This window comes from Janthinobacterium sp. CG_23.3 (assembly GCF_046115965.1).
GTDB lineage: Bacteria > Pseudomonadota > Gammaproteobacteria > Burkholderiales > Burkholderiaceae_D > Janthinobacterium.
Window position 1 is genome coordinate 15,581 of the sequence record NZ_JBJXIB010000025.1, and the last position, 26,894, is coordinate 42,474.

Consider the following 26,894-nt stretch of genomic DNA (forward strand, 5'->3'; position numbering starts at 1 on the left):
GGTGGCAACATGACTCCCCTTTCGTCGCGCCGGACGGCGCCGGCGGACCACGCGATGTGTGTCCGAGAGGAAATAATATAAGAATCGCGGCGGCGCCGCGGCGCTCGTTGCGCGGCGCTTGACGGGTGTCAAGCGCCCCGCAACGTTGGCCTGGAGCAGCGCGGCTCGCTTCGGCCAACATGGTCGGATTACGCCGACCTACGACGCGCTAACCGCGGCCGGCCAGCGCTTCGGCTCGCGCAGCAACTGGTACATCACGTCGGTGTCGACATCGCCTGGCTCGGCACGCCGGCAGGCCCTGGGCGGGGTGCGGACGACGGCATCGAGCTGCAACACCCTGCGCTGGTTCGACGTCCTGGGTCGTCATGTGTTTTTTACATCAAGTCCGACCTCGTGCGCGGCGCCGGGGCGCAGCCGGAAATCGACGCCAACCGGACGGCCCGGCAGGTTCAGCCTGGCGCCGGCGCGCGGCGCCTCGCTGACGACGCGGCCGCGGCGCATCACCAGCCGGCGCGCCGCGCGCAGGCGCAGCGCCTCGACCGTGTCGCCGGCGTCGAGGATCACCAGGTCGGCGTGGCAGCCCGGCTCCAGGCCATAACCGTCCAGGCCGAGGATGCGCGCCGGCGTCTGCGTCACCGCCAGGAAGCAGGCGTGCATCGCCTCCTGCCCGGTCATCTGCGCCACGTGCAGGCCCATGTGCGCCACCTCCAGCATGTCGCCCGAGCCCAGGCTGTACCACGGGTCCATCACGCAATCGTGGCCGAAGGCGACGTCGATGCCGGCGGCCATCAGCTCCGGCACCCGGGTCATGCCGCGGCGCTTTGGATAGCTGTCGTGGCGGCCCTGCAGCGTAATGTTGATCAACGGGTTGGCGATGGCGGCGACGCCGGCCTCGCGGATCAGCGGCAGCAGCTTGCTGACGTAGTAATTGTCCATCGAGTGCATCGACGTCAGGTGCGACCCGGCCACCCGGCCCTGCATGCCCAGGCGCTGGCTGTGGAAGGCCAGCGTTTCAATGTGGCGCGACAGCGGGTCGTCCGACTCGTCGCAGTGCATGTCGACCATCAGGCCGCGCTCGGCGGCGAATTCGCACAGGATGCGCACCGATTCGGCGCCGTCGGCCATGCTGCGCTCGAAGTGCGGGATGCCGCCGACGACGTCGACGCCCATCGCCACGGCGCGCTTCAGGTTCTCCAGCGCGCCCGGGCTGCGCAGCACGCCGTCCTGCGGGAAGGCCACCAGTTGCAGGTCGAGGTAGGGCGCGACCCGGCGCTTGACGTCGAGCAGCGCCTCGACCGCCAGCAGGCGCTCGTCGCAGATGTCGACGTGCGAGCGCACCGCCAGCAGGCCGCGCGCGACGGCCCAGTCGCAGTACTGCATGGCGCGTTCGATCAGCGCGTCCTGGGTCAGATGCGGCTTGAGTTCGCCCCACAGCGCGATGCCCTCGAGCAGGGTGCCGGACTGGTTGACGCGCGGCAGACCGTAGCTCAGCGTGGCGTCCATGTGGAAGTGGGCGTCGACGAAGGGCGGCGTGACCAGGTCGCCGGCGGCGTCGATCTCGCGCGCGCCGCGCGCCGCCAGGGCCGGGCCGACGGCGGCGATGCGCCCGCCGTCGATGCCGATGTCGATGTGGCGCCGGCCGTCCGGCAGGCTGGCGTTGCGTATGACCACGTCCATGTGTTACTCCTGGTGAGGGGTGAAAGTCAATACCAAGAGCGTCACCCCGGGCTCAGAGCGCGGCCCTTTGCCCTTGGTTGTAGGCCAACGCCCTATTTTTTCTTCCAATAGCCGAATTCGCTTTCGTAGCATACCGTCTCGACTTCGGCGATCTTGTCGTGCATCGCCGCCTGCGCGTCGACGATGGCTTGATTGTAGACAGATGGCCCGATTTCGCGCAAACAAAAATCCAGCAGCAGGCGCGCCTTCAGCTCGCCGACCTCCTCGTCCATGTTTTCCGCGCAGTAGCGCTGGATCGACGTCAATAAACGCTTTTCGACTTCCTGGTTCAATTTGATGGCCATGCTTTCCTTGTTTGGTTTCGGTGGTATCGTTGATGCTGCACTGCAAGAATATGAAGCGCAATCCTTTTACGGACGATAAATTTTACTGCTGAAAGCGCCCGGCGGCGGCGGAAAAATAACTTTCTTCCCGATACAATCACCGCTAGAATATTCGTATTGCGTCGCATCAAAATTGGTTTAACAACGTTGAACACCCGGCGCAACCGGGTTAGGCCCAGTGCCATTGCCGACCGGTTGCGCAGAGCGTTTTGCCAGCATTTTAATCCGCACAAGGGAGTAGCCATGTTTCCGATTCCAGAACAGTTTTCAACCACAGCAAAATCGCAACTTGAAGCACAACTGAAAATCCTCAACACGCTCACCAGCAAGGCGTTTGAAGGCGCCCAGCAAGTCATGGCCCTGAACTTCCACGCCGGCCGCAACGCGCTCGACAGCGGCACGGCCAGCGCCAGGCAACTGCTGGCGCTAAAAGACCCGCGCGAGTTGTTCGCCTTCGGCACCAGCCAGGCCCAACCCGGCATCGACAGCATGCTGGCCTACAGCCGCCAGTTGTTCGGCATCGCCGCCGGCGCACAGGCGGCGCTGCTGGACTCGGCCAAGCCGCACGCCGACACGCCGGCCTTGACCGCGACGCCAACCCCGGCGGCGGCCACCGCGCCGACACCGGCGCCGGCCCCGGCTCCCGCGCCGACACCGGCGCCGGCCCCGGCTCCCGCGCCGGCGCCGGCGTTGGCCGCCGCGCCGCGCCCCGCCGCAATGGTCGAGGCGGCGCCGGCGCCGCTGGCCAAGCCGGTCGAGGCGGCCAAACCGGTCGCCGCGCTGGTCGAGATCGAGGTGGCGCCGGCCGCCGGGGCCGAAGCAAAGCTCACTGCCAAGCCCCAGCTCAAGGCCACCCCGGCGGCCGAGGCGGTCGTCGCCGCGCTCGCCGTCAAGGCGGCGCCGCCGGCCGTCGTCGCCGCGGCAGTCGCCAAGCCGGCCGCGCCGGCCGCGGCGCAGAACGGCGGCAAGGGCGGGCGCAAGAAATAGGCCGGCGAGGCCGGCGCGACGCCAGCCGACGGCAAAAACAACGGGCTTCGGCCCGTTTTTTGCGTCTGTTGTATCCTACGCCCTGCCGCACGGCAGCGCACGCCCGCTCGGCCGCGCCGGTGCCCCACACAAGGATGAAGAACATGAGTTTATCGAGGCTAATCGCCGGCTTCGTGCGCCAGCATTGGCGCGCCTACGCCGCGGCCGCGCTGATGCTGGCCGGCGTGGCCGCGCTGACGGCCTGGATACCGCGCAAGATCGGCGCGATGATCGACGCGATGGCCGCGCAGCGCCTGGGCGGCGACGCGCTGTGGCTGGAGCTGGCCGGCCTGCTGGCCATCGGCGCGGCAATCTATTTTCTGCGGGTCGGCTGGCGCATCACCTTGTTCGCCGCCGCCTACAAGCTCGGCGTCGAGCTGCGCACCCGCTTCCACCAGCGCCTGTCGCTGCAGGGGCCGGCGTTCTACCAGCGCCAGCGCACCGGCGACCTGATGGCGCTGGCCACCAACGACATCGACGCCATTGAAATGGCGGCCGGCGAGGCGATGCTGGCCGGCTTCGACGGCACGCTGACGCTGGTGATGGTGCTGGGCGTGATGCTGCTGGGCGTGGACTGGCGCCTGGCCTGCATCGCGCTGCTGCCGTTCCCGCTGATGGGGCTTGCCTTCTGGCGCATTTCCAGCCACATCCACACCGCCTCGACCGACTCGCTGGAGCGCTTCAGCGCCCTCAACGACCACGTCCAGGAAACCCTGGCCGGGGTGCGCACGGTGCGCGCGCTCGGCCTGGAACAACGCAGCGGCGCCCAGTTCGCCGTGCTGGCCGGACGCGCCGCCGACGCCAGCCTGGCGGCGCAACGCTGGGAGGCGGCCTATGAGCCGGCCGTCGGCCTGACGCTGACGGCGGCCAGCACGCTGACGCTGGGCCTGGGCGGCTACCTGGTGTGGCAGAACCAGTTGACGATTGGCGCGCTGACCAGTTTTTCAATGTACCTGGGCCAGTTGATCTGGCCGATGTTCGCCGCCGGCTGGGTGCTGTCGCTGATCGAACGCGGCCGCGCCGCCCACGCCCGCCTGCAACCGCTGCTGGACGCGCCGCTGGCGATCGACGACGACGGCGCCGTTGCCACGCTGGCGCCGGGCGCGCTGGCGCTGCGCGCGCTCGGCTACGCCTACCCCGGCCAGCAGGGCGCGGCGCTGGCCGAGGTCTCGCTGACGCTGCGGCCGGGCCAGACGCTGGGCCTGGTCGGCCCGACCGGCAGCGGCAAGTCGACGCTGCTGCGCCTGCTGCTGCGCCAGCTCGCGCCGCAGTCCGGCAGCGTGCGCTGGGGCGAGCACGCGCTGGCCGACTACACGCTGCACACGCTGCGCACGGCCATCAGCTGGGTGCCGCAGGAGTCCTTCCTGTTCTCGGCGACGATCGCCGACAACATCGCGCTGGCGCGCCCGGGCGCCAGCCAGCGCGAGATCGAGCGCGCCGCCACGCTGGCGGCGGTGCACGAGGACATCCTGCAATTCCCCGACGGCTACCGGACCCACGTCGGCGAGCGCGGCATCACGCTGTCCGGCGGCCAGCGCCAGCGCGTCGCCATCGCCCGCGCGCTGCTGGCCGACAGCGCCCTGCTGCTACTCGACGACGCCTTGTCGGCGGTCGACACCGGCACCGAAACGCGCATCCTGCGGCATTTGGCGGAATTGCGCGCGCAACACCCGGAGCGCAGCGCGATCATCGCCAGCCACCGCCTCAGCGCGGTGGTCGGCGCCGACCTGATCGTGGTGCTGCACGGCGGACGCATCGTCGAAAGCGGCGACCATGCGTCGCTGCTGGCCACGGATGGCTGGTACGCCAGCCAGTGGCGCTATCAACAATTGGAGGCCAGCCTTGACGCCATTGAATAAATCCGCCGCCGCCGCGCCGCGCCAGAGCGCGCAGGCGTTCGCGCTGCTGCGCCGCGCCGCCGCCCCCGACCGGCGCCACCTGACGTGGGCGGTGCTGTGGCTGGTGGTCGCCGCCGCGCTGGAAGTGTCCGGCCCCATCCTCGGCAAGGCCCTGATCGACGAGCACCTGCTGCCGCGCAACCTCGACTGGCAGCGCATGGCGCTGCTGCTGGGCGGCTGCCTGCTCAGCGGCTGGATCGCCAGCGGCCTGCGCTACCTGCAACTGCTGCGCCTGTCCGGCCTGGCGATGCGCTCGGTGCAGCGCCTGCGCGAGGCGGTCTACGGCCACGTGCTGCGCCTGCCGATGGCGTTTTTCGACCGCGCCATCATCGGCCAGCTGGTCGGGCGCGTCACCAACGACACCGAGGCCGTCAAATCGCTCTACGTGCAGGTGCTGTTCGTCATGCTGGACAACTCCATCGTCCTGGTCGGCACCGCCTGCGCCATGGCCTGGCTGGACTGGCGCCTGATGCTGATCGTGCTGGCGCTGGTGCCGGCGGTCGTGGCCATCGTCTTCCTGTACCAGCGCCGCAGCGCGCCGGCCGTGACGCGCGCGCGCGCGCTGCGCAGCGACATCAACGGCCAGGTCGCCGAATCGATCGGCGGCATGAGCGTGCTGCAGGCGAACAACGCCGCGGCCCGCTTCGGCGCGCGCTTCGGCGCCACCAACTGGCAGCACTACACGGCGCGCATGCAGGAGCTGCGCGCCAACGCCTGGCTGCTGCGCCCGGCGCTCGACATGCTCAACGTGATGCTGCTGGCGGTGGTCATCTTCAGCTTCGGCCGGCGCCAGATGAACGCGCTCGAAGTCGGCGTGCTGTACGCCTTCATCAACTACATCGCCCGCGTGGTCGAGCCGCTGATCCAAATCACCATGCAGTTCAGCCAGTTGCAACAGTCGGTGGTGGCCTCGGCCCGGGTCGCCGCGCTGCTCGACGAGCCGGGCGCGCCCGAGCACGCCGCCGGCCGCGGCGCCGACGCGCCCAGCGACGCCGCCGCCGACGCCGACGCGCCGGCGGTGGCGATCCACGCGCTGTCGTTCGCCTACGACGGCCAGCGTAACGTGCTGCACCAGCTGTCGCTGGAGATCCCGCAGGGCGGCTTTGTCGGCATCGTCGGCCACACCGGCAGCGGCAAGTCGACGCTGCTGTCGCTGCTGCTGCGCTTTTATCCGGCGCGGCACGGCAGCATCGCCATCCACGGCGTGCCGCTCGACGCCATCGACAACGAGCGCTTCCGCGCCGAGGTCGGCCTGGTGCCGCAGGAACCCTTCCTGCTGGCGGCCTCGGCGCGCGACAACATCGACATGGGGCGCGGCTACAGCGACGCCGACATCGAGGCGGCGGCGCGCGCGGCGCACGCGCACGGCTTCATCATGGCGCTCGAGCACGGCTACGACAGCGCGCTCGGCGAGGGCGGCTCGCGCCTGTCGTCGGGCCAGAAGCAGTTGCTGGCGATCGCCCGCGCGCTGGCCGGGCGCCCGCGCATCCTGCTGCTCGACGAGGCCACCTCGCGCATCGACAGCCAGACCGAGCAGATCGTCCAGCAAGCCCTCAACGAGCTGCGCGGCAAGGTCACCGTGATCGCCATCGCGCACCGCCTGTCGACCATCCGCGAGGCCGACCGCATCATCGTGCTGAACCACGGCCGCATCGCCGAGGCCGGCCCGCACGAACAACTGATGCAAATCGAGGGCGGCTTGTACCAGCGCCTTTACCTGCTGCAGCAACTGGCCGCCTGAGGCGCGGCGCGGCCTGTGGCGGCGCCGCGCGGTTTTTTTTCTTTGAAGCATGAATCGATAGTAGCGGGCGCAACGCTGCGGTATAGTGATCCGTCGGCGCCGCAACCCGCCCGCCGCAGCCACAGTAGACGGGGTTCCCATGCGCAGCAAACTGTCGATCAAAAACATCTTCATCGCGATTTTCCTGCTCAGCCTGGGCCTGTCCTTCCTCAGCCTGGGCGCGCTGTTCCGGGTCTCGTTAAAGCAGGCCGAGGCGAGCCGCGCCACCGAGACGCGCTACCAATCCTACCTGCTGGCCGACGAACTGCGGCAAAGCTCGGACGACCTGACCCGCTTGGCGCGCACCTACGTCGTCTCGGCCGACCCGCAATATGAACGGCAGTACCTCGACATCCTCGACATCCGCAACGGCAAGAAGCCGCGGCCGCCGCACTACGAGCGTATCTATTGGGATTTCGTGGCCGCCGGCATGCCGGTGCCGGCCGCCACCGGCCCCGCCGTGGCGCTGGCCGACCTGATGCGCCAGGCCGGCTTCAGCGAGCAGGAGTTCGCCAAGCTGCAGCAGGCCCAGGCCAATTCCGACGGCCTGGTGAAAACCGAGGTCATCGCGATGAACGCCGTCAAGGGCTTGTTCGACGACGGTAGCGGCAAGTTCGGCAAAAGCGGCCCGCCCGACCTGGAGATGGCGCGCAAGATCATGCACGACGCCGAGTACCACCGCAACAAGGCCAAGATCATGCAGCCGGTAGACGAGTTCCTGGCCCTGCTCGACAGCCGCACCGGCGCCGCCGTGGCGGCGGCCGAGGGCGGCACCACGGCCGCCTACACCGTCACCGTGGGCCTGCTGCTGGTGTCGGTGGTGGTCTCGCTGCTGTGCCTGTTCCTGGTGTACCGCCACATCAAGCTCAACCTCGACCACGCCATCGCCACCGCGCAAAGAATCGCCGACGGCGACCTGACCACCGACGTCGTCGTCGAGCGGGAGGACGAGATCGGCGTGCTGATGCAGGCGATGAACACCATCAACGCCAACCTGACCGACATGATCGGCAACATCCGCAGCAGCACCGATGAAATGTCGGTGGCCACCCACGAAATCGCGCTGGGCAACGCCGACCTGTCGGCGCGCACCGAGGCGCAGGCCAGCTCGCTCGAGGAAACCGCCAGCTCGATGGAAACGCTGACGGCCACGGTGCGGCAAAACGCCGACAACGCCAACCAGGCCAACGACCTCGCCGCCAGCGCCTCCTCGGTGGCGCGCCAGGGCGGCGCGGTGGTGGCGCAGGTGGTCAGCACGATGGGCTCGATCAAGGAAAGTTCCAGCCAGATCGCCGACATCATCGGCGTCATCGACGGCATCGCCTTCCAGACCAACATCCTGGCGCTGAACGCGGCGGTGGAGGCGGCGCGCGCCGGCGAACAGGGCCGCGGCTTCGCCGTCGTCGCCAGCGAGGTGCGCAACCTGGCGCACCGCAGCGCCGCCGCCGCCAAGGAGATCAAGGCGCTGATCGGCGCCTCGGTCGAGCGGGTCGACAGCGGCGGCAAGCTGGTCGACCAGGCCGGCCACACCATGACGCTGGTGGTGGACTCGATCCAGAAGGTGGCCCCCATCATGGTCGAGATCACCAGCGCGAGCCGGGAGCAGAGCACCGGCATCAGCGAGGTGAACCAGGCGGTCAGCGAGATGGATGCGATCACGCAACAGAACGCCGCGCTGGTGGAGGAGGCCGCCGCCGCCGCCGAAAGCCTGCAGGAACAGGCCGACGCGCTGTTCCGCGCGGTCGGCATGTTCCGCCTGAAGGGCGGCGGCGCCGGCGCGGCGCCGGCGCGCCTGCCGGGGCCGCGCTGAGCGCGGCCCCGGCCCATCCGGCGACAACAATGCCGTCTTGACATCATTCCAGCGGGCGCGGCGCCGGCGCCGCCACAAATGCCACGCGTGCCGACGAAATCCCCGCGAACGTTGGGCTTTCTCACCTGCAACAAGAATATAATTGATGACTTAGATTGTTGGCAGCGGCCCGCCCCGGCGGGCGCTGCGGCAACATCCCCACCGGAGGCACGGCGTTGGCAGGCGATTTCCATTCAACGATGTTGAGACAGCTGCGAGCTTGGCTGGCGCTAGCGTGCCTGGCGCCGGCGCTGGCGTGCGCCCAGACGGCGCTGGACGGGCGCATCGCCACCATCCGCGAACAGAGCCGCCTGGTGCCCGACCGGGCGTTGCTGCAGCTGCAGCAGATCGAGGCGGAGGCGCGCGCGGCGGCGGCGCCGACGAAGTTCGAATTCCTCGCCCAACTGAGCGTGGCGCGCATGCGCCTGGGCCAGATGCCGATCGCGCTGCAACTGGCCGACGAACTGATCGCCGCCGCCAAGGCCAGCGGCAGCGACGCCGGGCTGGCCAAGGGCATGCTGACCAAGGCCTATGTCAAGTTCGCCATGGCCGAGCCGACCAGTTCGCACCAGTTGGCCTTCGCCGCCGAACGGCTGGCCCACACCACCGGCGACCTGCGCCTGCGCGTGCTGGCCAGCATCACCGCCGGCGATTCCTGGGCCGAAGAGGGCAACTATCCGGCCGCGCTGGCGAAGCTGCAGATGGCGCTGGACCTGGCCCGCCAGCACGGCGAGCCGGGACCGTTGCTCAGCGCGCTAGACGCGCTGGCCATGCTGTACAGCCAGATGAAGGAATACGAAAAAGGCTTCTTGGCGCTACAGGAGTCGCTGCAGTTGATCGAACGGCTAGGCTTGACTGCCCGGCTGGTGATCGCCAAGAACACCGAGTACTGCCTGGCGATCGAGTCGAACCAGCCGGAGCGGGCGCTGCAGGCGCTGCTGACGGGACTGGAGCTGGAACGCCAGCTCGGCGCCAGCAGCATGATCGCCAGCACCCTGGTGAACCTGTCGGACAGTTACCTGAAGCGCTTCGACTATGCCAAGGCGCAGCAGTACGGCGAGCAGGCCATCGCCGCCGCGCGCCTGGTCAACGACGAGGCGAGCGAGGCCACCGCCCACGTCAACATCGGCCAGGCCCTGCTCGGCAAGGGCCGCCTGGCCGAGGGCAAGAAGAGCTTCGAGCGGGGTCTGGCCTATTATGAAAAGGCCGACAACAAACCGGAAATCCAGTCGGTGCTGAAGGAGTACGGCTCGGCGCTGGAGCGGGCCGGCGACATGACCGGCGCGGTGGCCGCCTACCACCGCGAGCGCGGCATTTCCAACCTGCTGTTCGAGAGCGAGCGCCAGAAGGCGGTCTACGAGCTGCAGGAAAAATACGAAACCGAAAAGAAGCAGCGCCAAATTGAACTGTTGAGCCGGGAAAACCAGGTCAAGAGCGCCGAGCTGGACAACCGCAAGCTGCAACAGCGGGTCTGGTGGTTGCTGGCGGTGGTGTTCGCGCTGGCCTCGGCGGTGGTCGGCCTGCTGTACCGCAAGGTGCGCCACGCCAACGTCCAGCTGCAGGTGAAGAACCTCGAACTCAAGCAGCAAAGCTCGCGCGACCCGCTGACGGGGCTGTACAACCGCCGCCACTTCCAGGAGTTCATGCGCCTGCACAACCAGGTCGAGCAGCATGGCGCCGTCGGCGACGGCGACATCGTCGGCGCCCTGTTCCTGCTCGACATCGACCACTTCAAGCACGTCAACGACGGCTACGGCCACGCCGCCGGCGACGCGGTGCTGAAAATGATCGCCGAAAACCTGCGCGAGCTGCTGCGCGAGACCGACATGATCGTGCGCTGGGGCGGCGAGGAATTCCTCGCCTTCCTGCCGGCGGTGCCGCGCAACGGCGTCGACGAGGTGGCGCGGCGCGTGCTGCGCGGCGTCTCGACCCAGCGCGTCAGCTACCAGGGCAAGGAAATCGCCGTCAACGTCTCGATCGGCTTCGCGCCGTTCCCGCTGGTGCCGCTGGACGCGCCGCTGCCGTGGGAGCGCGCGGTCAACCTGGTCGACATGGCGCTGTACCTGGCCAAGGCGCACGGACGCAACCGCGCCTACGGCGTGCGCAGCTTCAACAACTTCGGCGCCACCTCGATGGAGTCGATCGAGCAAGACCTGGAGCTGGCCTGGCGCGCCGGTTTCGTCGACTTGAGCATCGTCCTCGGCGCCGAACCGGATACGCCGCCGGGCGCGCCGCACAGCCAGCCGGCGCGCGGCGCCAGCAACGTGGTGCCGCTGAAACCGGCCAGCCGCTAACGGCGCGGCCGGCCCGCCCCTCGCCGCGCCTACTTCGCCGGCTCGTCGGCCGGACGCGCCTTGCGCGCCGAATCCTGCATCTTCTCGCCGGCCTGGCTGACCTTGGCGCCGGCCCGCTCGACCGCCTTGCTGGCCTCCGCGCTGGCGTCCTCGGTCACCTGGTTGATCTTCGCCTTGGCGTCGTCGGCCGCCTTGAGGATGTCCTGGTTGGCCTTCTCGGCCGCCTGGGTCAGCTCGCGCCCGGTCTTTTCGGTGACCTGGTCGACCTTGCGCCCGGCCTGCTCGGCCGGACCGGCGCCGCTCAGCTCATCCTTCTTTTGGCAGCCCGCCAGCGCCACCAGCATCAGCCCGGCCGCGCACGCCGCCATCAGTTTTTTTGCGATAGTCATGTCATCCCCTTTTATTCTGAAATCAATACCAACTGGTGCCGAGCATACACCCGCGGCGGCGCTTTATATGTTCGTTTGCGAACATAATAAAACGTGCTTCGACCGGTGCACGCGGCGGTTGACACGGCGCCGGCGAATCCCGACAATAGCACGCACGTTCGCTTTTTTAAGCGACTGCCGCGCCGCCCTCCACGATGTCCTTTCCGAAAGGCTTCACCATGTCCGAACACGCCGTCGCCCACCGTATCTGCCCCTTTTGCGAAGCCAGTTGCGGGCTGCAAGTCGAACGCCAGGGCGCCGGCGTGGGACGCATCCGCGGCGACCGCGCCGACGTCTTCAGCGCCGGCTTCCTGTGTCCGAAGGCGGTTGGCCTGAAGGACTTGCACGAGGACCCGGACCGCCTGCGCACGCCGCTGATCAAGCGCGACGGCCGCTTCGTCGAGGCCAGCTGGGCCGACGCCTACGCCGAAATCGCCCGGCGCCTGCCCGCCGTCATCGCCGCCGGCGGGCCGGACGCCGTCGCCACCGTGCTGGGCAACCCGGTGTCGCACAAGATGGGCCTGACGCTGTACTTCCCGCGCCTGGCGCGCGCGCTCGGCACCCGCAACATGTTTTCCGCCTCCAGCGTCGACCAGGTGCCGAAAATGCTGTCGGTCGGGCTGATGTTCGGCAGTTGGCTGTCGGTGCCGGTGCCCGACATCGAACGTTGCCAGTTGCTGCTGGTGCTGGGCGCCAACCCGATGGTCTCGAACGGCAGCCTGTGGACCGTGCCGGACTTCCGCGGCAAGGCCAAGGCCCTGCGCGCGCGCGGCGGGCGCATCGTCGTCGTCGACCCGCGCCGCACGGAAACGGCCGAGGCGGCCGACGCCCACCACTTCATCCGCCCCGGCGCCGACGTGTTCTTCCTGCTCGGGCTGGTGCACACGCTGTTCGACGAAAGCTTGCCGCGGCTGGGCCGGCTGGAGGCGCACGTGGCCGGCGTGGCCGAACTGGGCGCCGCCGTCGCCGCCTACGCGCCCGAGCGCATGGCGGCGCGCTGCGGCGTCGCCGCCGCCAACGTGCGCGCGCTGGCGCGCGAACTGGCCGGCACCGAACGGGCCGCCGTGTACGGGCGCATCGGCACCTGTACCCAGCGGTACGGCACCCTGTGCTCGTGGCTGATCGACGTGCTCAACGTGCTCACCGGCCACCTCGACGCCGAGGGCGGCATGATGTTCCCGAAGGCGGCGGCGTTCGCCGCCAACACCCGCGGCCAGGGCGGCGGCGGGCGCGGCGTCGCCAGCGGGCGCCACCGCAGCCGCGTCTCCGGCGCGCCCGAGGTGGCCGGCGAACTGCCGCTGACCTGCCTGGCCGAGGAAATCGAGACGCCCGGACCGGGACAGATCAAGGCGCTGATCAGCATTGCCGGCAACCCGGTGCTGTCGGCGCCGAACGGCCCGCGGCTGGCGCGCGCGCTGGAAGGGCTGGACTTCATGGTCAGCCTCGACATCTACCTGAACGAAACCACGCGCCACGCCGACGTCATCCTGCCCGGCCTGTCGCCGCTGGAGGAGGCGCACTACGACGTCAGCTTCACCCAGTTTTCGCACCGCAACCACGCGCGCTACAGCGCGCCGGTGCTGGCGCGCGCCGCCGGCCAGCCGGAGGAATGGCAAAGCCTGCTGCGCCTGGCCGCCATCGCCAAGGGCCTGGGCGCCGAGGCCGACATCGAAGCGCTCGACGACGCCGCGCTGGCCGACGAATTGCAACGCACGGCCGGCCCGGCCGCTGGCGCCGTTATGGCGGCGCTGGCGCCGCGCCGCGGCGCCGAGCGCCTGCTCGACCTGGGCTTGCGCAGCGGGCCGTACGGCGACCAGTTCGGCCGCGTGCCGGGCGGGCTGACGCTGGCGCGCATCCAGGCGGCGCCGTCCGGCATCGACCTCGGCCCGATGGCGCCGCGCATTCCCGAGCTGCTGCGCACGCCGTCGGGCAAGATCGAACTGGCGCCGCAGCTTTTGCTCGACGACCTGGCGCGGGCCGCCGCCGACCTCGACACGGCGGCGCCGGACATGGTCATCATCGGCCGCCGCCAGCTGCGCTCGAACAACAGCTGGATGCACAACCTGCCGGCGCTGGCCAAGGGCGCGTTCCGCTGCACGGCGCTGCTCCATCCGGACGACGCCGCGCGGCTGGGTCTGCGCGAAGGCGGCCGGGCGCAGATCCGCAACGGCGACAAGCGCATCGAGGTGCAGGTGGAAATCAGCGCCGACATGATGCCGGGCGTGCTCAGCCTGCCGCACGGCTGGGGCCACGACTTGGAGGGCACGCGCCTGGGCGTGGCCGGCGAGCGCCCCGGCGTCAACCTGAACGCGCTGCTCGACGAAAACCTGCGCGACCCGCTGTCGGGCAACGCCGTGCTGTCGGGCGTCGCCGTCGACGTCAGCGCGGTGTTGTAGGTCGGGTTAACCGGCAGGGCGTAACCCGACAACGTTGGCCGAAGCGAAACGCGTGAACGCGCAATAGACTAGCGCGAGGCGACCAGCACGGCCGCGCCGTCGATTCGGGCGACGCGGAAGGCGGTGTCGCGGCGCGCCACTTCGCGCCCGTCGAGGAACAGCACGCTGCGCACCGTGTATTGGCCCTGCTCCATGCCGCGCGGGATTTTGTAGATGCCGATGGCCTTGTACTGGCCGGCGCCGTCGACCTTTTCCACGCGGGCGATCTGCGGTTTGTCGGAGGCGTTTTCGCCGTTCGCCTTCACCAGCGTCATGCTTTGCACCACTTCCGGCACGCGCCGCGACTGGCCGATCAGCCTGATGTCGCCGACCACTTGCAGCGGCGCGCCGCCGGCCTGGGCCACCCGCGACGACGGATTCAGTTGGTAGTCGCGCAGGCGGATTTCGTCGTCCGGCACGGCCACGCCTTCGCGTCTGGCCTGGGCGTTGACGGTTTGCGCCGACGCCACTTTTTCGGAGCTGCTGGACCAGCCGATCGCCGCGCCCACCAGCGCGCCGATGGCGGCGCCCTCGGCGCAGCGCTTGCCCAGCGCCGCCGCCAGCGCGCAACCGGCCACGGCGCCGACGGCGGCACCGGCGGCGGTGTTCTGGCCGGCGCTATGGCCGCCGCCCATGCCGCCGCCACCGTTCGGCGCCGCGCAGCCGCTGACGAACACCACCCCCGCCAGCGCTAACACTACTGTCTTTTTCATGGCTTTCTCCCATTCCTTCGTTGCGTTTGTCGCCTGCTTAATTGCAGCGGTCGTTGACCCAGTCCGCGCCGCCGGCCACGCAGCGCAGCATGTCGCGGTTCAGGCGCTCGGCGCGTTGCTTGAGCACCAGGCAGTCGCGGTTGCCGACATCGATCATTGTGGCGCAGATGTCGAGTTTGTCGATGGCGCCGCGGTAGTTCCCTTGCGCCAGCTCACGCTCGGCGTCCGACAGGATCTTGCGCACCTGTTGCCCGGTCTGGCTGGACGGCGCCGGCGCGGTGCTGATGACGCGCGACGGCGCCGGCGCGGCCGCGCGCGGCGGCTCGTTGTTCAGCGCCGCCGGCGGCGGCGCGGCGGCCGGCGCCGCCGACGGCGTACCCAGCAGCGACGATTCCAGCAGCCGCGACAGCGATTCGCGCAGCGCCTGTGTGCGTTGCAACAGTTCCGGCCGCTTCAGGCGCTCGGCCGCCAGCAAGCGGTTTTCCAGGCAGCCCCGGTCGGACTTGGCCAGGCAAGCGTCGGCCTCGTCGAGCAGGCGTTCGGCCTTCTTGAGCTCGATCTTGTCGCTCAATTCGCGCGTGTCGGCGTCGGCGTCCCAGCGCCGGGTGAACGCGGCGAGCCGGCTGGCCGCCTTGTCGGGCGAACCGCCGTCGAGCGCCGTCTCGACCGCGCCGCGGGTGTCGTTCCAGGCAGCCGCGCGCAAGCGCTTTTTCTCGCAACCCGGCGTGGTTTCGCTGATGGCGCTTTGCAGCCGCTTCAGCTGGGCCGGCGCGGCCTTGGCGCTTTTCAGCGCGGCCAGTTCGGCGCGCGCCTCGACCATTTTGCACTCGGCCGCCAGCGCCACCGCGACGTCAACCCGGTCGGCGTTTTTCTTGGCGGTGTCGCCGGGTTTGGCGAACAGCCAGATCGCCGTCAGCGCGGCCAGCGCCATCAGCCAGGTGCGCATGCGGATCGGCTGGCGCGGCGGCGGTGACGGCTTGCGGCTGGTGGCGTTGTCGGGTTCCAGCGGCGGGATATGCAGCGGCTTCGGTCCGAGATCGACCTTGGGCTTGAGCGGCGGCGCGGCCGGCTCCGGCACCGCCTGCGCGACCGCAGCCGGAGGGGGCACCGGCACTAACACTGGTACTGGCACTGGCGGCGGCACTGGCGCCGCCACCGGGACGGCGGCGGCCGGCGCCGGCCGCGACGGCGCGGCGGCCTGGCGCACGCCGCAATAGGGGCAGAACGCCACCGGCCGCGGCATGCCGCGGCCACAGGCGCTGTTGACACATTTATACATCACTTCATCAACCACAAATCAACCTTGTCTAGTCTTATTCCGGATCGGGAATGTCGTCGTCGGGATCGGGGATCGCGCTGTCCAACAGCGCGGCCAGCTCCGGTATCTCGGCGGCCAGCTTCCACTGGTCGACGCGGGGTATCCATTGCATGTTCCAGATCTTGGTGCCCGCCTCGATTTCGCCGCGGCCGATGCGCAACGCCATTTCGTCGAGCGTGTACGGGCCGTGCTGCACCTTGTTCAGGAATACCTTGTAGCTGGCGCCGGACGCGCTCGCGGCCGGGCGCGGCATGCCCGCCGCGCCGAACAGGCTCGCCGCCAATGCCTCGTTGACCAGGTAGTCGGGCTGGATCACGCGCTTGTCGAGCGCCTGCTGCACCTCCCAGCGGTAGGCGTCGCTGGCCGAGTCGCTCACTTGTTCGCTCCACAGCGGCAGCAGTTCCAGCGCCCGCTCCAGCGTGGCCGGCGAGGCGGCCGGGTTCATCGCCAAGGCCCGCTTCAGCCACGCCTCGTACAGGCGCTTGGCGGTAATGTGCGGCAGCGACGGCGACGGCAGCTCGGCGCCGGTCTCGTCGACCTCCAGCTTGGGCTGGTAGACGCGCAACTGGTAGTGCCGCATCAGCGCCGCCAGCAGCAGCATCTGGTGCGGGCCCACGCGGGCCAGGCGCTGCTGCACCGCCACCATCATCAGGCTGCGGTAATAGGACGGCAAGCCGTTCGAGCGGATGGCGAATTCGTTGCCGATCTGTAGCCACTCGCCGGAGCCGGCTTCGACCTCGAACAGGTATTGCCCGCGCGGCTGGAACAGCGCCTCGCGGTCGGCCAGGTCGGGCTTGCGCTTGATGACGCCCAGCGCGATCGCCTGCAGGAAGTATTCGTAGTCGTCGGCCAGCCGGTTCAACTCGTCCATCGACGGCACGATCGGGTGGCGGAAGCGGGTCGAGTCGAAATGCAGATGGGTCGGAATCTTCGGATTTTCGATCTGGTACGAGGTGCGCCAGGTCGGCAGGCCGCGCAGCACCGTCATCGGGTAGCCGGACAGCTCGATGTAGCAGACGGCGCGCCCGGCGATGCCGGAATTGACCAGCCGCAGCAGGTCGCCGTGGAAGTGCCCGGTCGGCACCGCCGCTTTGATCTCCTGCGCCATCTTGGCCCAGGCTTCGCTGTCGCCGACGCCGATGAAGCATTTGAACTGGTCTTCGCGCGGCGTAAACTCGGCGCTGAAGCGCGCGTTCACCCACGGCATCGCGCTCTTGATCCATTCGCCGAAAATGACCTTGCGCTCCTGCGGCGACATCGCCTGCAGGCGTTCCAGCAGCGGGTCGACCGGCGGCGCGTCGCCGGCGCTCTGGCGGCTCAACTGGGTCTGGGCGCGGCGGAACAGTTTCAGCAGCAGGCCGGCGCGCATCGCCTCGTCGCCCAGTTGCGGGAACAGCCGCGACGAGCCGCCGAATTCCAGCAGCACCTCTTCGCTCCACTGGCTGGTGTCGCCGTCCAGCGCGACCGGCTCCGGCAGCGCGTCGCTGGCCAGCTTCATATAGGTCGCGTGTTCGTGGCGGGCGTCGGCGCGCAGCTGCTCGATGCGCTGGTCGACCGCCGCCAGCATCGCTTCGACGCAGCGGCGGCCCTCCTGGAATTCGCCGGCCACGCCGCTCCACACCGGCTGGCCGTTCTCGTCGACCGATTTGCTCTCGCCCAGCCAGACGGAAAGGCCGTTGAGCAGTTCGCTGGCCTGCCCGGCCGCCACCGCCAGCATGTGGAAGCGCAGGTAGTCGGCGATGTCGCGCTTGAGGTGGCTCATCACCTCGCGCGCCTGGGCGTCGCGGCCGAACATTTTTCCGGCGGCCTGGCCCAGGTTGCTCAGCGATTCTTCCACCTGGCGGGTGCGCAGCGCGTCGCGGATGTCGCGGTAGCGCTTGGCGTTGCGCTCGACCGCGACCAGGTCGCGCTGGGCGATGCGCGCCTTGACCTGCTCCAGCAGCGACAGCACGAATTCCAGCCCGCCCTGCTTGCGGTCGTCCAGCAGCGCATACAACTGGTCGCGCGCGCGCCCCTTCAGGCGCACCAGCAGTTCGGCGGTGTGGCGCTTGACGCGGTCCTCGCTGGTCTCGGCGGTGGCGCCGGCCTCGCGGATGGCGTCGCGTTCGAGCTGCGGCAGCAGTTCGGCGACCTTCTCGCGCCACACGTTCAATTCGTAGGCGCCCATGATGCGGTCGATTTCCAGCTGCACCTTGCTCTCGACCCGCTCCAGCAGCGAGCGCTCGTCCTTGTCCATCAACAGCAGGTCGGTCAGCGCGTATTCCTGGAACGGCGTCAGGTCGACCGTGCCCTTTTTGAAGTCGGGGAATTCGTCGAACGGATGCTCCTTCATCGCCAGGTGCTCGCGCATGAAGACGTCGCGCTCGGTGTCGCCGGCGCGCCGGGCCGGCCGGCCGTCGCTGCCGAGCAGGCCGAAGAAGGCCTTCACCATCAGCGCCGACAATTCGTAGGCGCGGATGTCCTCGCGCAGGCCCTGCTGGGTGTCGAGCACAGCCTGGCCGAAGGCCGAATACACCTTCGAGTACGACAGGCGCATGTCGCCGAAGCGCTGCTCCGGCACGCGCGGGTTGAACGGCCCCAGCTTGTGCTGCTGCTGGTTCACCGCGATCGAGCGTTTGCTGTTGGCGAAGTCGGCCGAGGCGAAGTCCTCGAACAGCGAGTCGGCCACCATCTGGTAGACGTCCTTGATGTCCTGGGTGGCGTTGTTGGACAGGTTGGCGGTGTCGACGAAGTAGACGTCGTCGAAGGGCGCGCCCTTGCCGACCAGGCTGTCCGGGTCGGCCCAGCGCACCTGCGCGTTCATGTCGCGCATCGCCGTTTCCAGCTCCATCAGCGTGGCGTAGGCGTTGGCCTCGGTGCGCTCCTTGTTGGCGTGGGCGTAGCCCGACGGCATGAACATCACCAGGTCGACCTGGTTGCTGGCGACCTCCTCGCGCGCCACCGCCTTGGCGATCCAGCCCAGGTCCATGGCGCTGCCGGCGCCGGTGCCGCCGGCGCAGGAGCCGATGACGACGATGCGGAACTTCGAGGTGTCGACCCGCAGGCCGAGGCGCTGGTAGTCTTCCTTGCGCTCGGCGCCGGCGTTGCTGCCGAGCGAATTCAGGGCGCCCTTGATGCGGCTGCGCAGCTTCGGATATTTGTCGAACAGGTACAGGCGCGCGACGGCGCGGATCTGCCCGGCGCCCTTGGACGGGTCGATGCCCAGCGAGCGCAGTTTTTTCGGCCGCAGCGGCATCCAGCTTTCAATCAGCGGGAAGCGCGCCAGGCTGTCGTCGGACTCGTGGTACTGCGGCAGGTCGATCGGCTCGACCAGGCGCTCCTCGTCGCTCAGCTTGACCAGCGAATACCAGGGGTCGGTGCGCTGCGATTTGCCGGCGTCGATGACGGCGCCGCTGTCGAGGTCGAAGTGCAGGAAGCGCGCCACCGGAAACTGGCCGATCGATTCGACCCGGGTCGGGTTGTGCGGGTTCCACACCGCCGACAGGATGCGCCGGCGGATGCGCATCATCACCTCCATGCCGGTGCCGCCGGTGCCGATGAACAGCGTGGGCCGCAAATCGACTTTCAATTCGGCCTTCTTGTCGCCGCCGTTGCTGGGAAATTCTGCCATGGGTGTCTTTCGAAAGGGAGTCGGGGGACGCTTAGCGGCGTCCGGCCAGCATGGCGCCGACCAGGGCGGCCAGGCCGACCAGCATCAGCGTGCCGGTGATGGCGAAGGTGAGGAATTTGCTGGCGTTGATGATCGCCAGGACCACCGCCGCGCCGAGGAAGGACAGGCCGACGAAGAGCAGCCAGCCGGCCGACTCGGCCGACGACGGCGCCACGCGGCGGCGCACCAGGTTGTTGGCGAAGGCGTTGCGGACGAAGAAGAAGATAAGCAGCAGGACCAGGAACACGCCGCCGCCGATGGCCAGCTCGCGCGAGCTGGTGTCGGTGGCGGGCGCGCCGGCCAGCGGCGCCACTTCAATCGCGGACGCGCCGGCGCCGCCGGCGTCGGCCGGGGCGCTGGCCGGGGCTGCGCCTGCGCCGGCGCCCGGTACCTTGAAGCCGGGGTCGGTGTTGGCTTGGGCCACGGGGTTGGTGTTGGCTTGGGCCACGGGGTTGGTATTGGCCTGGGCCAGTTGCAGGGTGTGTGGGGTGGTGGTGTTTGACATGGGGTTTCCTGGATAAGTCAGCGGCCCAGACGGACCTGCGCGCCTTCGCGCAGGTCCGTCAGTGTATGGCCAAATAGCGTGGTTTTCAGTTCGGCGACCTTGTTGCCGGCCTGGTCGTAGATCGTGTGGCGCATGCCGGCCTTGGTGCTGACGGTGCGCAGTTCGCCCTCGACGGTGAGCTGGACCGTGCGCCCGCGCGTCATGGCCAGCGCGGCCGCGGCCAGCAGGCCCAGCAGCGCGAACACGGCGCCGATCAGCGCCAGCAGCGGCGCCATGCCGTAATGCACCCGCACCTCGATCGGCAGCAGCGCGCGCGAGCCCTCCACCTGGCTCGGCGGCGCGAAAATGTCGGGCAGCGGATCGCCCGGGAACAGCGCCGCCATGCGCTGTTTGAACGCTTGCGACAGCTCCAGTTTTTGCTCGCTTAGCCGCACCTCGATACTGCCCGGCAGGACCACGGCGGAACCCGCCGCCGAAATCGCCGCGGCCGACCATTTGCCGGGCAGGCGCGCCACCGGCAGTTGCATCAGCGACGACAGCGGCTGGCTTTTCCCCGGCGCCAGCGCGCTGACGCGGGCCGCGCCCAGCGCGATGGGACGCTCCTCGCCGGCCAGCACCGAGCGCGCCGACAGCGCCGCGCTGCTGATGGTGTAGGGGTAGATGGCGTTGTCGAGGTGCCAGTGGATGCGCGCCGTCGGCGCCGCAGCGTCGGACTGCACGTCGGCGCGCAGCATGCCGTCGGCGGCCATCGAAAAGGCCACGCCGGGGGCGTCCTCGACGCGCACCGGGGCCAGGCGCACGGTGTCCTGGTCGAGCGGCTTCAGGCGCGCCGGCGGTTCGGTGATGACTTTTTGCAGCCGGCCGCTGCGCAGCAACTGGTCCAGCTCGCGCGCGCCCTGCTGGTGGATCGCGAAGACGTACACCATCAGGCCGTTGGCGTGGTAGCGCGCGCCCTGCACCGGCATGTGCAGCGGGAACGCCAGCGCCTTCTTGATGTCGGCGCCGTGGTGGATCAGTTGATAGAATTCGCGGTTGCGCCGGGCCGTCGCCTGGTCGTTGTTCGGGCTGTTTTTATTGTTGGTGAACAGCCAGACCAGGCCCGGCTTGCGGTTCAGCGCGGTGCCGATGGCGGCGCCGACGGCCTCGCCCAAGTCGGTGTCGGCCAGCGCCGCGCCGCCCGGCTTTTTCGCCGTCGTCAACGGCGCCAGCGCCTGTGTTACGTGTTGGCGTTGCGACGGCGCCGCCACTTTTTCCGCCAGCAGGGCTTTCGGCGACGGCGCCCCCGGCAGGCTCTGGTTGAAGGCCGCCAGCACCATCACGTCGCCGGGCTGGGCGGCGGCCATCACGACCTCCGTCACCAGCGCCTTGTACGGCGAGGCCGGGTCGCTGTAAAACGGCTCCATCCAGCCGGAATTCTGCACCAGGAAGACGTGCGACACGGCGGCGGCGGTCGCCGGCGCCAGCGCCGCCGCCGCGCAGGCAAGCAGCGCCGCGCGGCGCAGCGCTGGCGTCACGACACCGCTTTCAAGTGCCAGCCGCGCATTTCCGGCCACTTCGGATGGTGCAACCACAGGTGGTCGTCGTAGACGAAGGCGACGCAGTCGGCCGGGCTGGCGACGTTGGGCAGCATGTCGAGGATGACATTGCGCGAACCGATCCATTCGACATAGGTCTTGGGGACCGTCGCGGCGGCGTCGAACGCCGTCTCGACCACGCCGGCGAACGGTTCCAGCCGCAGCACCAGGCCGCTGGCCGCTTCGCGTCCGGGAATGAAGTTTTCCAGCAGCGGCAGCACCAGCGTGTTGTCGTGGCGCGCGTCGTCCACGTCGGCGCTGTCCCACGGGTCGCGCTTGACCTGGTGGCCGCGGTGGAACAGCAACTTGCCGAAACCCAGGCGGGCGCCTTCGAGCCGCTCCATCTGGCCATTCTCCCGGCCCAGTTCGACGAAGGAATAACCGTGTGTATCCTTGCCGATCAGCCACAGGCGGCCGTCGTGGCTTTGGGTGGCGCCGCCGAAATTCAGGCGCGGAGTCCAGTCCCGCGGCCACGCCAGCCACTGCGGCGCGGCGCCGGCCTGCCAACTCAGTTGGCCTTGTTCGTGCAACCACATCAGTTTGTCGTCGTAGCTGAGCGGGCGCGACCAGCCCTGCGCCGGCACCCCGGCCGGACACGGCCAGGCGAGCGGCTCGGCGCCGTCGGCCAGGGCGCTCCACAAGCCGACGCCGGCGCCGTCGACATACAGGCAGGCGATGTGGCGCAGCACGGCGCCCGGCGCGCTCGCCAGCGGCGCCTCGAACACGGCTTCGGTATGGTAGCTCTCGCTCACCGGATTGATCAGCAGGCGGAACAAGCCCTGCTTCGACGGCACCAGCGCGACGTCGCCGCGGCGCCCGCCGCTGGCCGGCAGCCAGGCGTAGTCCGAGGCGGTGAACTGCAGGTCGGCGGCGCCGGGCTCGCCGCTCAGCACCTGCCAGGTGGCGGCGCGCGGGTCCCAGTATTGCAGCACGTCGCGCGAGTAGGCCAGCGCCAGCAGGCGCTGGCGGGCGAAGCCGTAATGGGCGGCGGCGAAGACGCAGGGCAGGTTCGGCGGCTTCGGTATCTTGCGCTCGACCTGGCCGACGCGCGGCTCGGGCGGACGGCTTTCCAGCGCCCGGGCCAGCGGCAGCGCGGTGATCGGCAAGCCGTGCGGCACGTGCTTGGGCAGGCTGTGCAGGCGGTCGGGCGTGGCGGCGCTGCTGGCGTCCCACCAGGGCGGCAGCGGCGCAGCGGCCTTCGCCGAATCATTGTCCAGCGCCGCGCCGCAGCTTGGGCAATACGCGAAGCCCTCGGGATAAATCGGGCCGTGCTGGCAGCCCTTCGGCAGCGACGCGCCCAGCAATTGCGCCACGTCCGGGATGCGGTTGCGCGCCAGCGTGTGCCAGTCGATCCGGCCCAGCCCGGCGCTGCTGGCCAGGCTGAACTGGCCGCTGTGTTCATCCTCCAACCACACGCTGTCGGTCGTTTTCCATCGATATGCCATGTTGCCGCTCAATTCACTCGAAATGCCCGCCGTAATGCGGATGTCCAACCATTAAGGCATTAAAATACCCGCCGCGGCGAGCCTCACTTACTTGATCCAATCATAACGCAAGTTGCGTAAGGTAGCGCGAATTCACGCCCCTCCCGCGCCGCGGATGATTGATGCGCCATAAAAAAATACGCCCGATTTTGGCCGGGCGTATTCAATGGTAACGGGGAGAAAGAAAGCGCCGGCGGCGCGCCGCTTATTTATAAATGCCAACGCCGATCAATACGTCGCCGAATTTCTCGACATAGGTGTTTTTTTCTTCCAGATTTTTGCTGATCGAATTCGGCCATTTATAGGTGACCCAGCCTTTTCCGGCCGGGCTGTTGGCCAGCTTGAGGAATTCCTTGATCGGGTAGACGCCGCCGGCGTTCAATTCCAACAGGTTCTTATTCACCATCTTGGCGTTCTGGCCGTGCGCCAGCGCCACGCCGGTGGCCTCGCCGGCGGTGCCGAACATGAACACGTACAGGTCGCCCTTGATAAAGTCGCCCTTCGGATCGTTGAAGGCGGCGGCGGCCTTGTCCTTGCCGTGCTCTTTTAAATAGGCGCCGGCCTTCTTCACCATCGCGACGGCCTCGTCGGCGGTGCCGCGTTTGTCCTCGGCCATGGCGACGCCGCTCAGGCTGAGGGTGAGCAAGGCGGCCAACAGAATCTGGAATACGTTTTTCATTGCGTGTCTCCTTCGTGCATTAAGAAAATAGCGGTGGGTCCGGCCTGCTGACCGTGTTGCGCTGCGCGCCGCACGCGGCGGGCCGTGCCGTCAACGATAGCACATGCCGAGCGGCAACATTGATAAAAAATGTAGATGGTTCGCTAGCGTCGGGATCGCGCAACAGACCGGGCAACGGCGCCCTTACCCGCGGGTCTGGCCCCGGGGTTGCGCCGCTGGTTTACGCGCGCGCTATGCCTTGGTGCCGTTGTCGACCTTGGCGACTACGCTGCGCGGCACTATTTCGGTCTCCGGGCAGGTGGCCAGCGCGTCCGAGTAGCTCAGCCAGCGCTTCAGGCTTTCCATCCGGCGTATCGTGATGCCCTTGCCGTTGATGTAGCCGATCTGCTCGAAGCCTTGCGGCGCGGCGGTCATCTTGGAGACCGTCGGGGCGTTGTCGATCAGGCGGTCGTAGGCCTTGCGCGCCTTGTGCTCCCACTTGGCCAGCATCGGATCGTCGAAGCGGTTGCTCTCGTAGTACAAGGTGAGGGTGCCGTCGTGGTTGGCGAAGCCGGCAATTGCGGCGCCCTTGCGGATGGTCAGCAGGATATCTTCCTTGAGGCTGCCGCCGGGGACGAACAAGGCCGCCCTGCCGTCGGTGTCGGGCCGTTCCATCGGTACATCCTGTCCAATTACGCTCATCGAAGTATCCCACTCATGGTGTTGGCGCCGCCGCGCCGCGACCCCGGACGGCGCGCGCTGGCGGGAGAAGCGGACGTGGCTGGCTGTCCCCGGTGCGCGCCGGATCGCGGGTTGCAATCGGGCAGCGGACCTTTCTTTTAGGCCTATTTTTTTTAGATCATACATCGGCCCCCCGCCCAGTACAAGCCAGGCGCCGGGACGAACTTGTCAAATGGCAATACAGGATAACAGTTGCCCGCGGCAACGGGGCTTTATAATGCGCATGCCCCCATTCAAGTACTGTATAGAAACAACAATGACGCCATCCCTCTCCGCCAGCGATACCAGCCGCCTCGACGCCATTACCGACGCCGCCGTCGAGATGGCCGCCACCAACGTCGCCGACCTGCTGGCGATGGCCATCGAACACCGCCCCGCCGACGCCGCGCTGGTGGTCTGCGACACCGACTCCTGGCTCAACATCGTGCTCACCGAGGCCTACCGCCGCGCACTGCCCGAGGCGCCCTTCATCGACTTCGGCGCGGTCGCGCCGGGCGACGTGCTGGCGGCGTTCGCGCAACTGGCGCCCGGCAGCCTGGTGGTGCTGATCCAGTCCAGCAGCTTCCGCCTGGAGGCCTTCCGCATCCGCATCGAACTGTTCAAGCGCGGCCTGAAGGTGATCGAGCACGTGCACCTGGCGCGCATGCCCGGCGTGCAGGGGCTGCACTACATCGCCTCGCTGGCCTACGACCCGGCCTACTACCGCGGCGTCGGCCACAAACTGAAGCAGCGCATCGACCGCGCCAGCCACGGCATGGTCGACAGCGGCGACGGCGAGAAACTGGTGTTCGCCTCGCCGTTCGAGCCGGCCAAGCTGAACATCGGCGACTACAGCGACATGAAAAACGTCGGCGGCCAGTTTCCCATCGGCGAGGTGTTCACCGAGGCGCGCGACCTGGAGGCGGTCAACGGCTGCGTGCGCATCTTCGTCTTCGGCGACACCGCCTTCATGGTCAACCGGCCCGAGCATCCGATCACGCTGATGATCGACAAGGGCCGCGTCGTCGCCGTCATCGGCGCCACGCCGGAGTTCGACACCGTGCTGGCGCAGATCCGCGCGCACGAGGGCGAGGTGTGGGTGCGCGAACTGGGCTTCGGCATGAACCGCGCGTTCTCGCGCCAGCAGATGGTCAACGACATCGGCACCTACGAGCGCATGTGCGGCATCCACCTGTCGCTGGGCGCCAAGCACGGCGTCTACGCCAAGCCGCAATTCAAGCGCAAGGACACGCGCTTCCACGTCGACGTCTTCGCCGTCACCGAGGGCGTCTACCTCGACGACGAGCTGGTCTACCGCGACGGCGCCTGGATCGTCTGAGCGACGGCGCCATCAACCGAGGGCGCCGGCGGCGGCGGGCCGGCCCGCTCCCTATCGGGATTGCCGCCGACGCGTATCGTCCACGGCGAAACCGTGGCGTAGCGGATCGCGCCGCGCGGCGTCGACGAACGTTGTGGCGACAATGTGTCGACCGTTTGCCGATTGTCGGCGCCGCGCGCGCGCCTTACAATGGGGCTTCGCCCACACCCAGGAGCACCGCCCCATGCTGACCAGCGCCCAACAGGCCGAATACCAACGCGACGGCTTCCTGGTCGTGCCGGACTTCAAGGGCGGCGCCGAGATCGCCGCGCTGCGCGCCCGCGCCGAGCGGATTGTCAGCCAATTCGATGCGAGCGCGAGCCGGGCGATTTTCACCACCCGCGAGCAGGAGAAAAAAACCGACGACTACTTCCTCGCCTCCGACAACACCATCCGCTGCTTTTTCGAGGAAGAGGCGTTCGGCCCGGACGGCCTGCTGAAGCGGGACAAGGCGCTGTCGATCAACAAGATCGGCCACGCGATGCACGACCTCGACCCGGTGTTCCGGGCCTTTTCCAGCGATCCGCGGCTGGCCGCCGTGGCACGCGAGCTCGGCCTGGCCCAGGCGCAGGTGTGGCAGTCGATGTACATCTTCAAGCAGCCCGGCATCGGCGGCGAGGTGCGCTGGCACCAGGACGCGACCTACTTCGAGACCACGCCGATCAGCGTGACCACCTTCTGGTTCGCGCTGGAAGACGCCACCCGCGACAACGGCTGCCTGTGGGCCGAGCCGGGCGGCCACCGCGGCCCGCTGCGCGAGCGCTTCGTGCGCCACGGCGGGCAGGTGCGGATCGACAGGCTCGACACCACGCCGTGGCCAGACGACAGCACCGCCGTGGCGCTGGAAGTGAAAGCCGGCAGCCTGGTGTGCTTCCACGGCCTGCTGCCGCATTACAGCGCGCCGAACCGCTCGGCGGTGTCGCGCCACGCCTACACGCTGCACGCCACCGACGCCGGCACCGCTTATTCGCCGCACAACTGGATCCAGCGCGACGCCGCGTTTCCGGTGCGCGGTTTCATCTAGGACGCGCGCGCCGTCAAGTCCGCGGGCCGGCGGCGCTGAAATCCACCCAAGGCAAAGAACCGGGGTCCGACCTGGTTGCCGCCAAGTTCAGGATTTTCGTA

At 68.7% G+C, this 26,894-nt stretch carries 19 protein-coding genes; 8 read left to right on the plus strand and 11 right to left on the minus strand.

The features are described from left to right. Positions 1-363 precede the first annotated feature (363 nt). Positions 364-1,677 (minus strand): amidohydrolase family protein, encoded by a 1,314-nt coding sequence (locus ACFDR9_RS08755; RefSeq protein WP_409030755.1) that lies wholly within the window; start codon positions 1,675-1,677, stop codon positions 364-366. Positions 1,678-1,769: 92 nt separating this feature from the next. Next, positions 1,770-2,021, minus strand: a complete 252-nt coding sequence (locus tag ACFDR9_RS08760; RefSeq protein ID WP_409030756.1) for a DUF2164 domain-containing protein — start codon at positions 2,019-2,021, stop codon at positions 1,770-1,772. Between the two features lie 282 nt (positions 2,022-2,303). Here ACFDR9_RS08760 and ACFDR9_RS08765 point away from each other — a divergent pair, with 282 nt between their 5' ends. The 5 genes from ACFDR9_RS08765 (at position 2,304) to ACFDR9_RS08785 (ending at position 10,907) form a co-directional block, all read left to right on the plus strand. Then, positions 2,304-3,047 carry a phasin family protein gene (locus ACFDR9_RS08765; protein WP_409030757.1) on the plus strand — a complete coding sequence of 248 codons (744 nt, stop codon included), beginning with the start codon at positions 2,304-2,306 and terminating at the stop codon, positions 3,045-3,047. 143 nt (positions 3,048-3,190) lie between these two features. After that, positions 3,191-4,945 carry an ATP-binding cassette domain-containing protein gene (locus ACFDR9_RS08770; RefSeq protein ID WP_409030758.1) on the plus strand — a complete coding sequence of 585 codons (1,755 nt, stop codon included), beginning with the start codon at positions 3,191-3,193 and terminating at the stop codon, positions 4,943-4,945. Continuing rightward, a complete protein-coding gene (locus ACFDR9_RS08775) occupies positions 4,938-6,725 on the plus strand; it encodes an ABC transporter ATP-binding protein (protein ID WP_409030774.1) in 1,788 nt (595 codons plus the stop codon). The genes ACFDR9_RS08770 and ACFDR9_RS08775 overlap by 8 nt, the downstream gene beginning before the upstream one ends. Before the next feature lie 139 nt (positions 6,726-6,864). Further along, complete coding sequence (locus tag ACFDR9_RS08780; RefSeq protein ID WP_409030759.1) at positions 6,865-8,574, plus strand: methyl-accepting chemotaxis protein; 1,710 nt, start codon at positions 6,865-6,867, stop codon at positions 8,572-8,574. 239 nt (positions 8,575-8,813) lie between these two features. Beyond that, complete coding sequence (locus ACFDR9_RS08785; RefSeq protein WP_409030760.1) at positions 8,814-10,907, plus strand: diguanylate cyclase; 2,094 nt, start codon at positions 8,814-8,816, stop codon at positions 10,905-10,907. A gap of 29 nt (positions 10,908-10,936) precedes the next feature. Here the strand turns inward: ACFDR9_RS08785 and ACFDR9_RS08790 are convergent, their stop codons facing one another. Then, positions 10,937-11,296 (minus strand): hypothetical protein, encoded by a 360-nt coding sequence (locus tag ACFDR9_RS08790; RefSeq protein WP_017877075.1) that lies wholly within the window; start codon positions 11,294-11,296, stop codon positions 10,937-10,939. Between the two features lie 218 nt (positions 11,297-11,514). On the opposite strand from ACFDR9_RS08790, the gene ACFDR9_RS08795 reads away from it, so the two are divergent. After that, positions 11,515-13,731 carry a molybdopterin-dependent oxidoreductase gene (locus tag ACFDR9_RS08795; RefSeq protein ID WP_409030761.1) on the plus strand — a complete coding sequence of 739 codons (2,217 nt, stop codon included), beginning with the start codon at positions 11,515-11,517 and terminating at the stop codon, positions 13,729-13,731. 68 nt (positions 13,732-13,799) lie between these two features. On the opposite strand, the gene ACFDR9_RS08800 is transcribed toward ACFDR9_RS08795, so the two are convergent. From ACFDR9_RS08800 to ACFDR9_RS08835, 8 genes are all read right to left on the minus strand, one after another. Continuing rightward, positions 13,800-14,483 (minus strand): hypothetical protein, encoded by a 684-nt coding sequence (locus ACFDR9_RS08800; protein WP_409030762.1) that lies wholly within the window; start codon positions 14,481-14,483, stop codon positions 13,800-13,802. A gap of 37 nt (positions 14,484-14,520) precedes the next feature. Next, positions 14,521-15,762, minus strand: coding sequence for a hypothetical protein (locus tag ACFDR9_RS08805; RefSeq protein ID WP_409030763.1), 1,242 nt, complete (start codon positions 15,760-15,762; stop codon positions 14,521-14,523). A gap of 34 nt (positions 15,763-15,796) precedes the next feature. Next, positions 15,797-19,411 (minus strand): tubulin-like doman-containing protein, encoded by a 3,615-nt coding sequence (locus ACFDR9_RS08810; RefSeq protein WP_409030764.1) that lies wholly within the window; start codon positions 19,409-19,411, stop codon positions 15,797-15,799. A 31-nt stretch (positions 19,412-19,442) separates the two neighbouring features. Further along, positions 19,443-19,955, minus strand: coding sequence for a hypothetical protein (locus ACFDR9_RS08815; RefSeq protein WP_409030765.1), 513 nt, complete (start codon positions 19,953-19,955; stop codon positions 19,443-19,445). A 17-nt stretch (positions 19,956-19,972) separates the two neighbouring features. Further along, positions 19,973-21,469, minus strand: a complete 1,497-nt coding sequence (locus tag ACFDR9_RS08820) for a hypothetical protein (protein ID WP_409030766.1) — start codon at positions 21,467-21,469, stop codon at positions 19,973-19,975. After that, a complete protein-coding gene (locus tag ACFDR9_RS08825; RefSeq protein WP_409030767.1) occupies positions 21,466-22,974 on the minus strand; it encodes a hypothetical protein in 1,509 nt (502 codons plus the stop codon). The genes ACFDR9_RS08820 and ACFDR9_RS08825 overlap by 4 nt, the downstream gene beginning before the upstream one ends. Positions 22,975-23,218: 244 nt before the next feature. Further along, a complete protein-coding gene (locus ACFDR9_RS08830) occupies positions 23,219-23,692 on the minus strand; it encodes a cache domain-containing protein (RefSeq protein ID WP_017877082.1) in 474 nt (157 codons plus the stop codon). Between the two features lie 231 nt (positions 23,693-23,923). Beyond that, entirely contained in the window at positions 23,924-24,373 is a 450-nt protein-coding gene (locus ACFDR9_RS08835) for a hypothetical protein (protein ID WP_051068302.1), read from the minus strand. Between the two features lie 295 nt (positions 24,374-24,668). Between ACFDR9_RS08835 and ACFDR9_RS08840 the strand changes: the two genes are divergently transcribed. Next, positions 24,669-25,730: a hypothetical protein gene (locus tag ACFDR9_RS08840; protein WP_017877084.1), complete on the plus strand. Its 1,062-nt coding sequence runs from the start codon at positions 24,669-24,671 to the stop codon at positions 25,728-25,730. A 223-nt stretch (positions 25,731-25,953) separates the two neighbouring features. Then, positions 25,954-26,793 carry a phytanoyl-CoA dioxygenase family protein gene (locus tag ACFDR9_RS08845; protein ID WP_409030768.1) on the plus strand — a complete coding sequence of 280 codons (840 nt, stop codon included), beginning with the start codon at positions 25,954-25,956 and terminating at the stop codon, positions 26,791-26,793. The last annotated feature ends 101 nt before the right edge of the window (positions 26,794-26,894 follow it).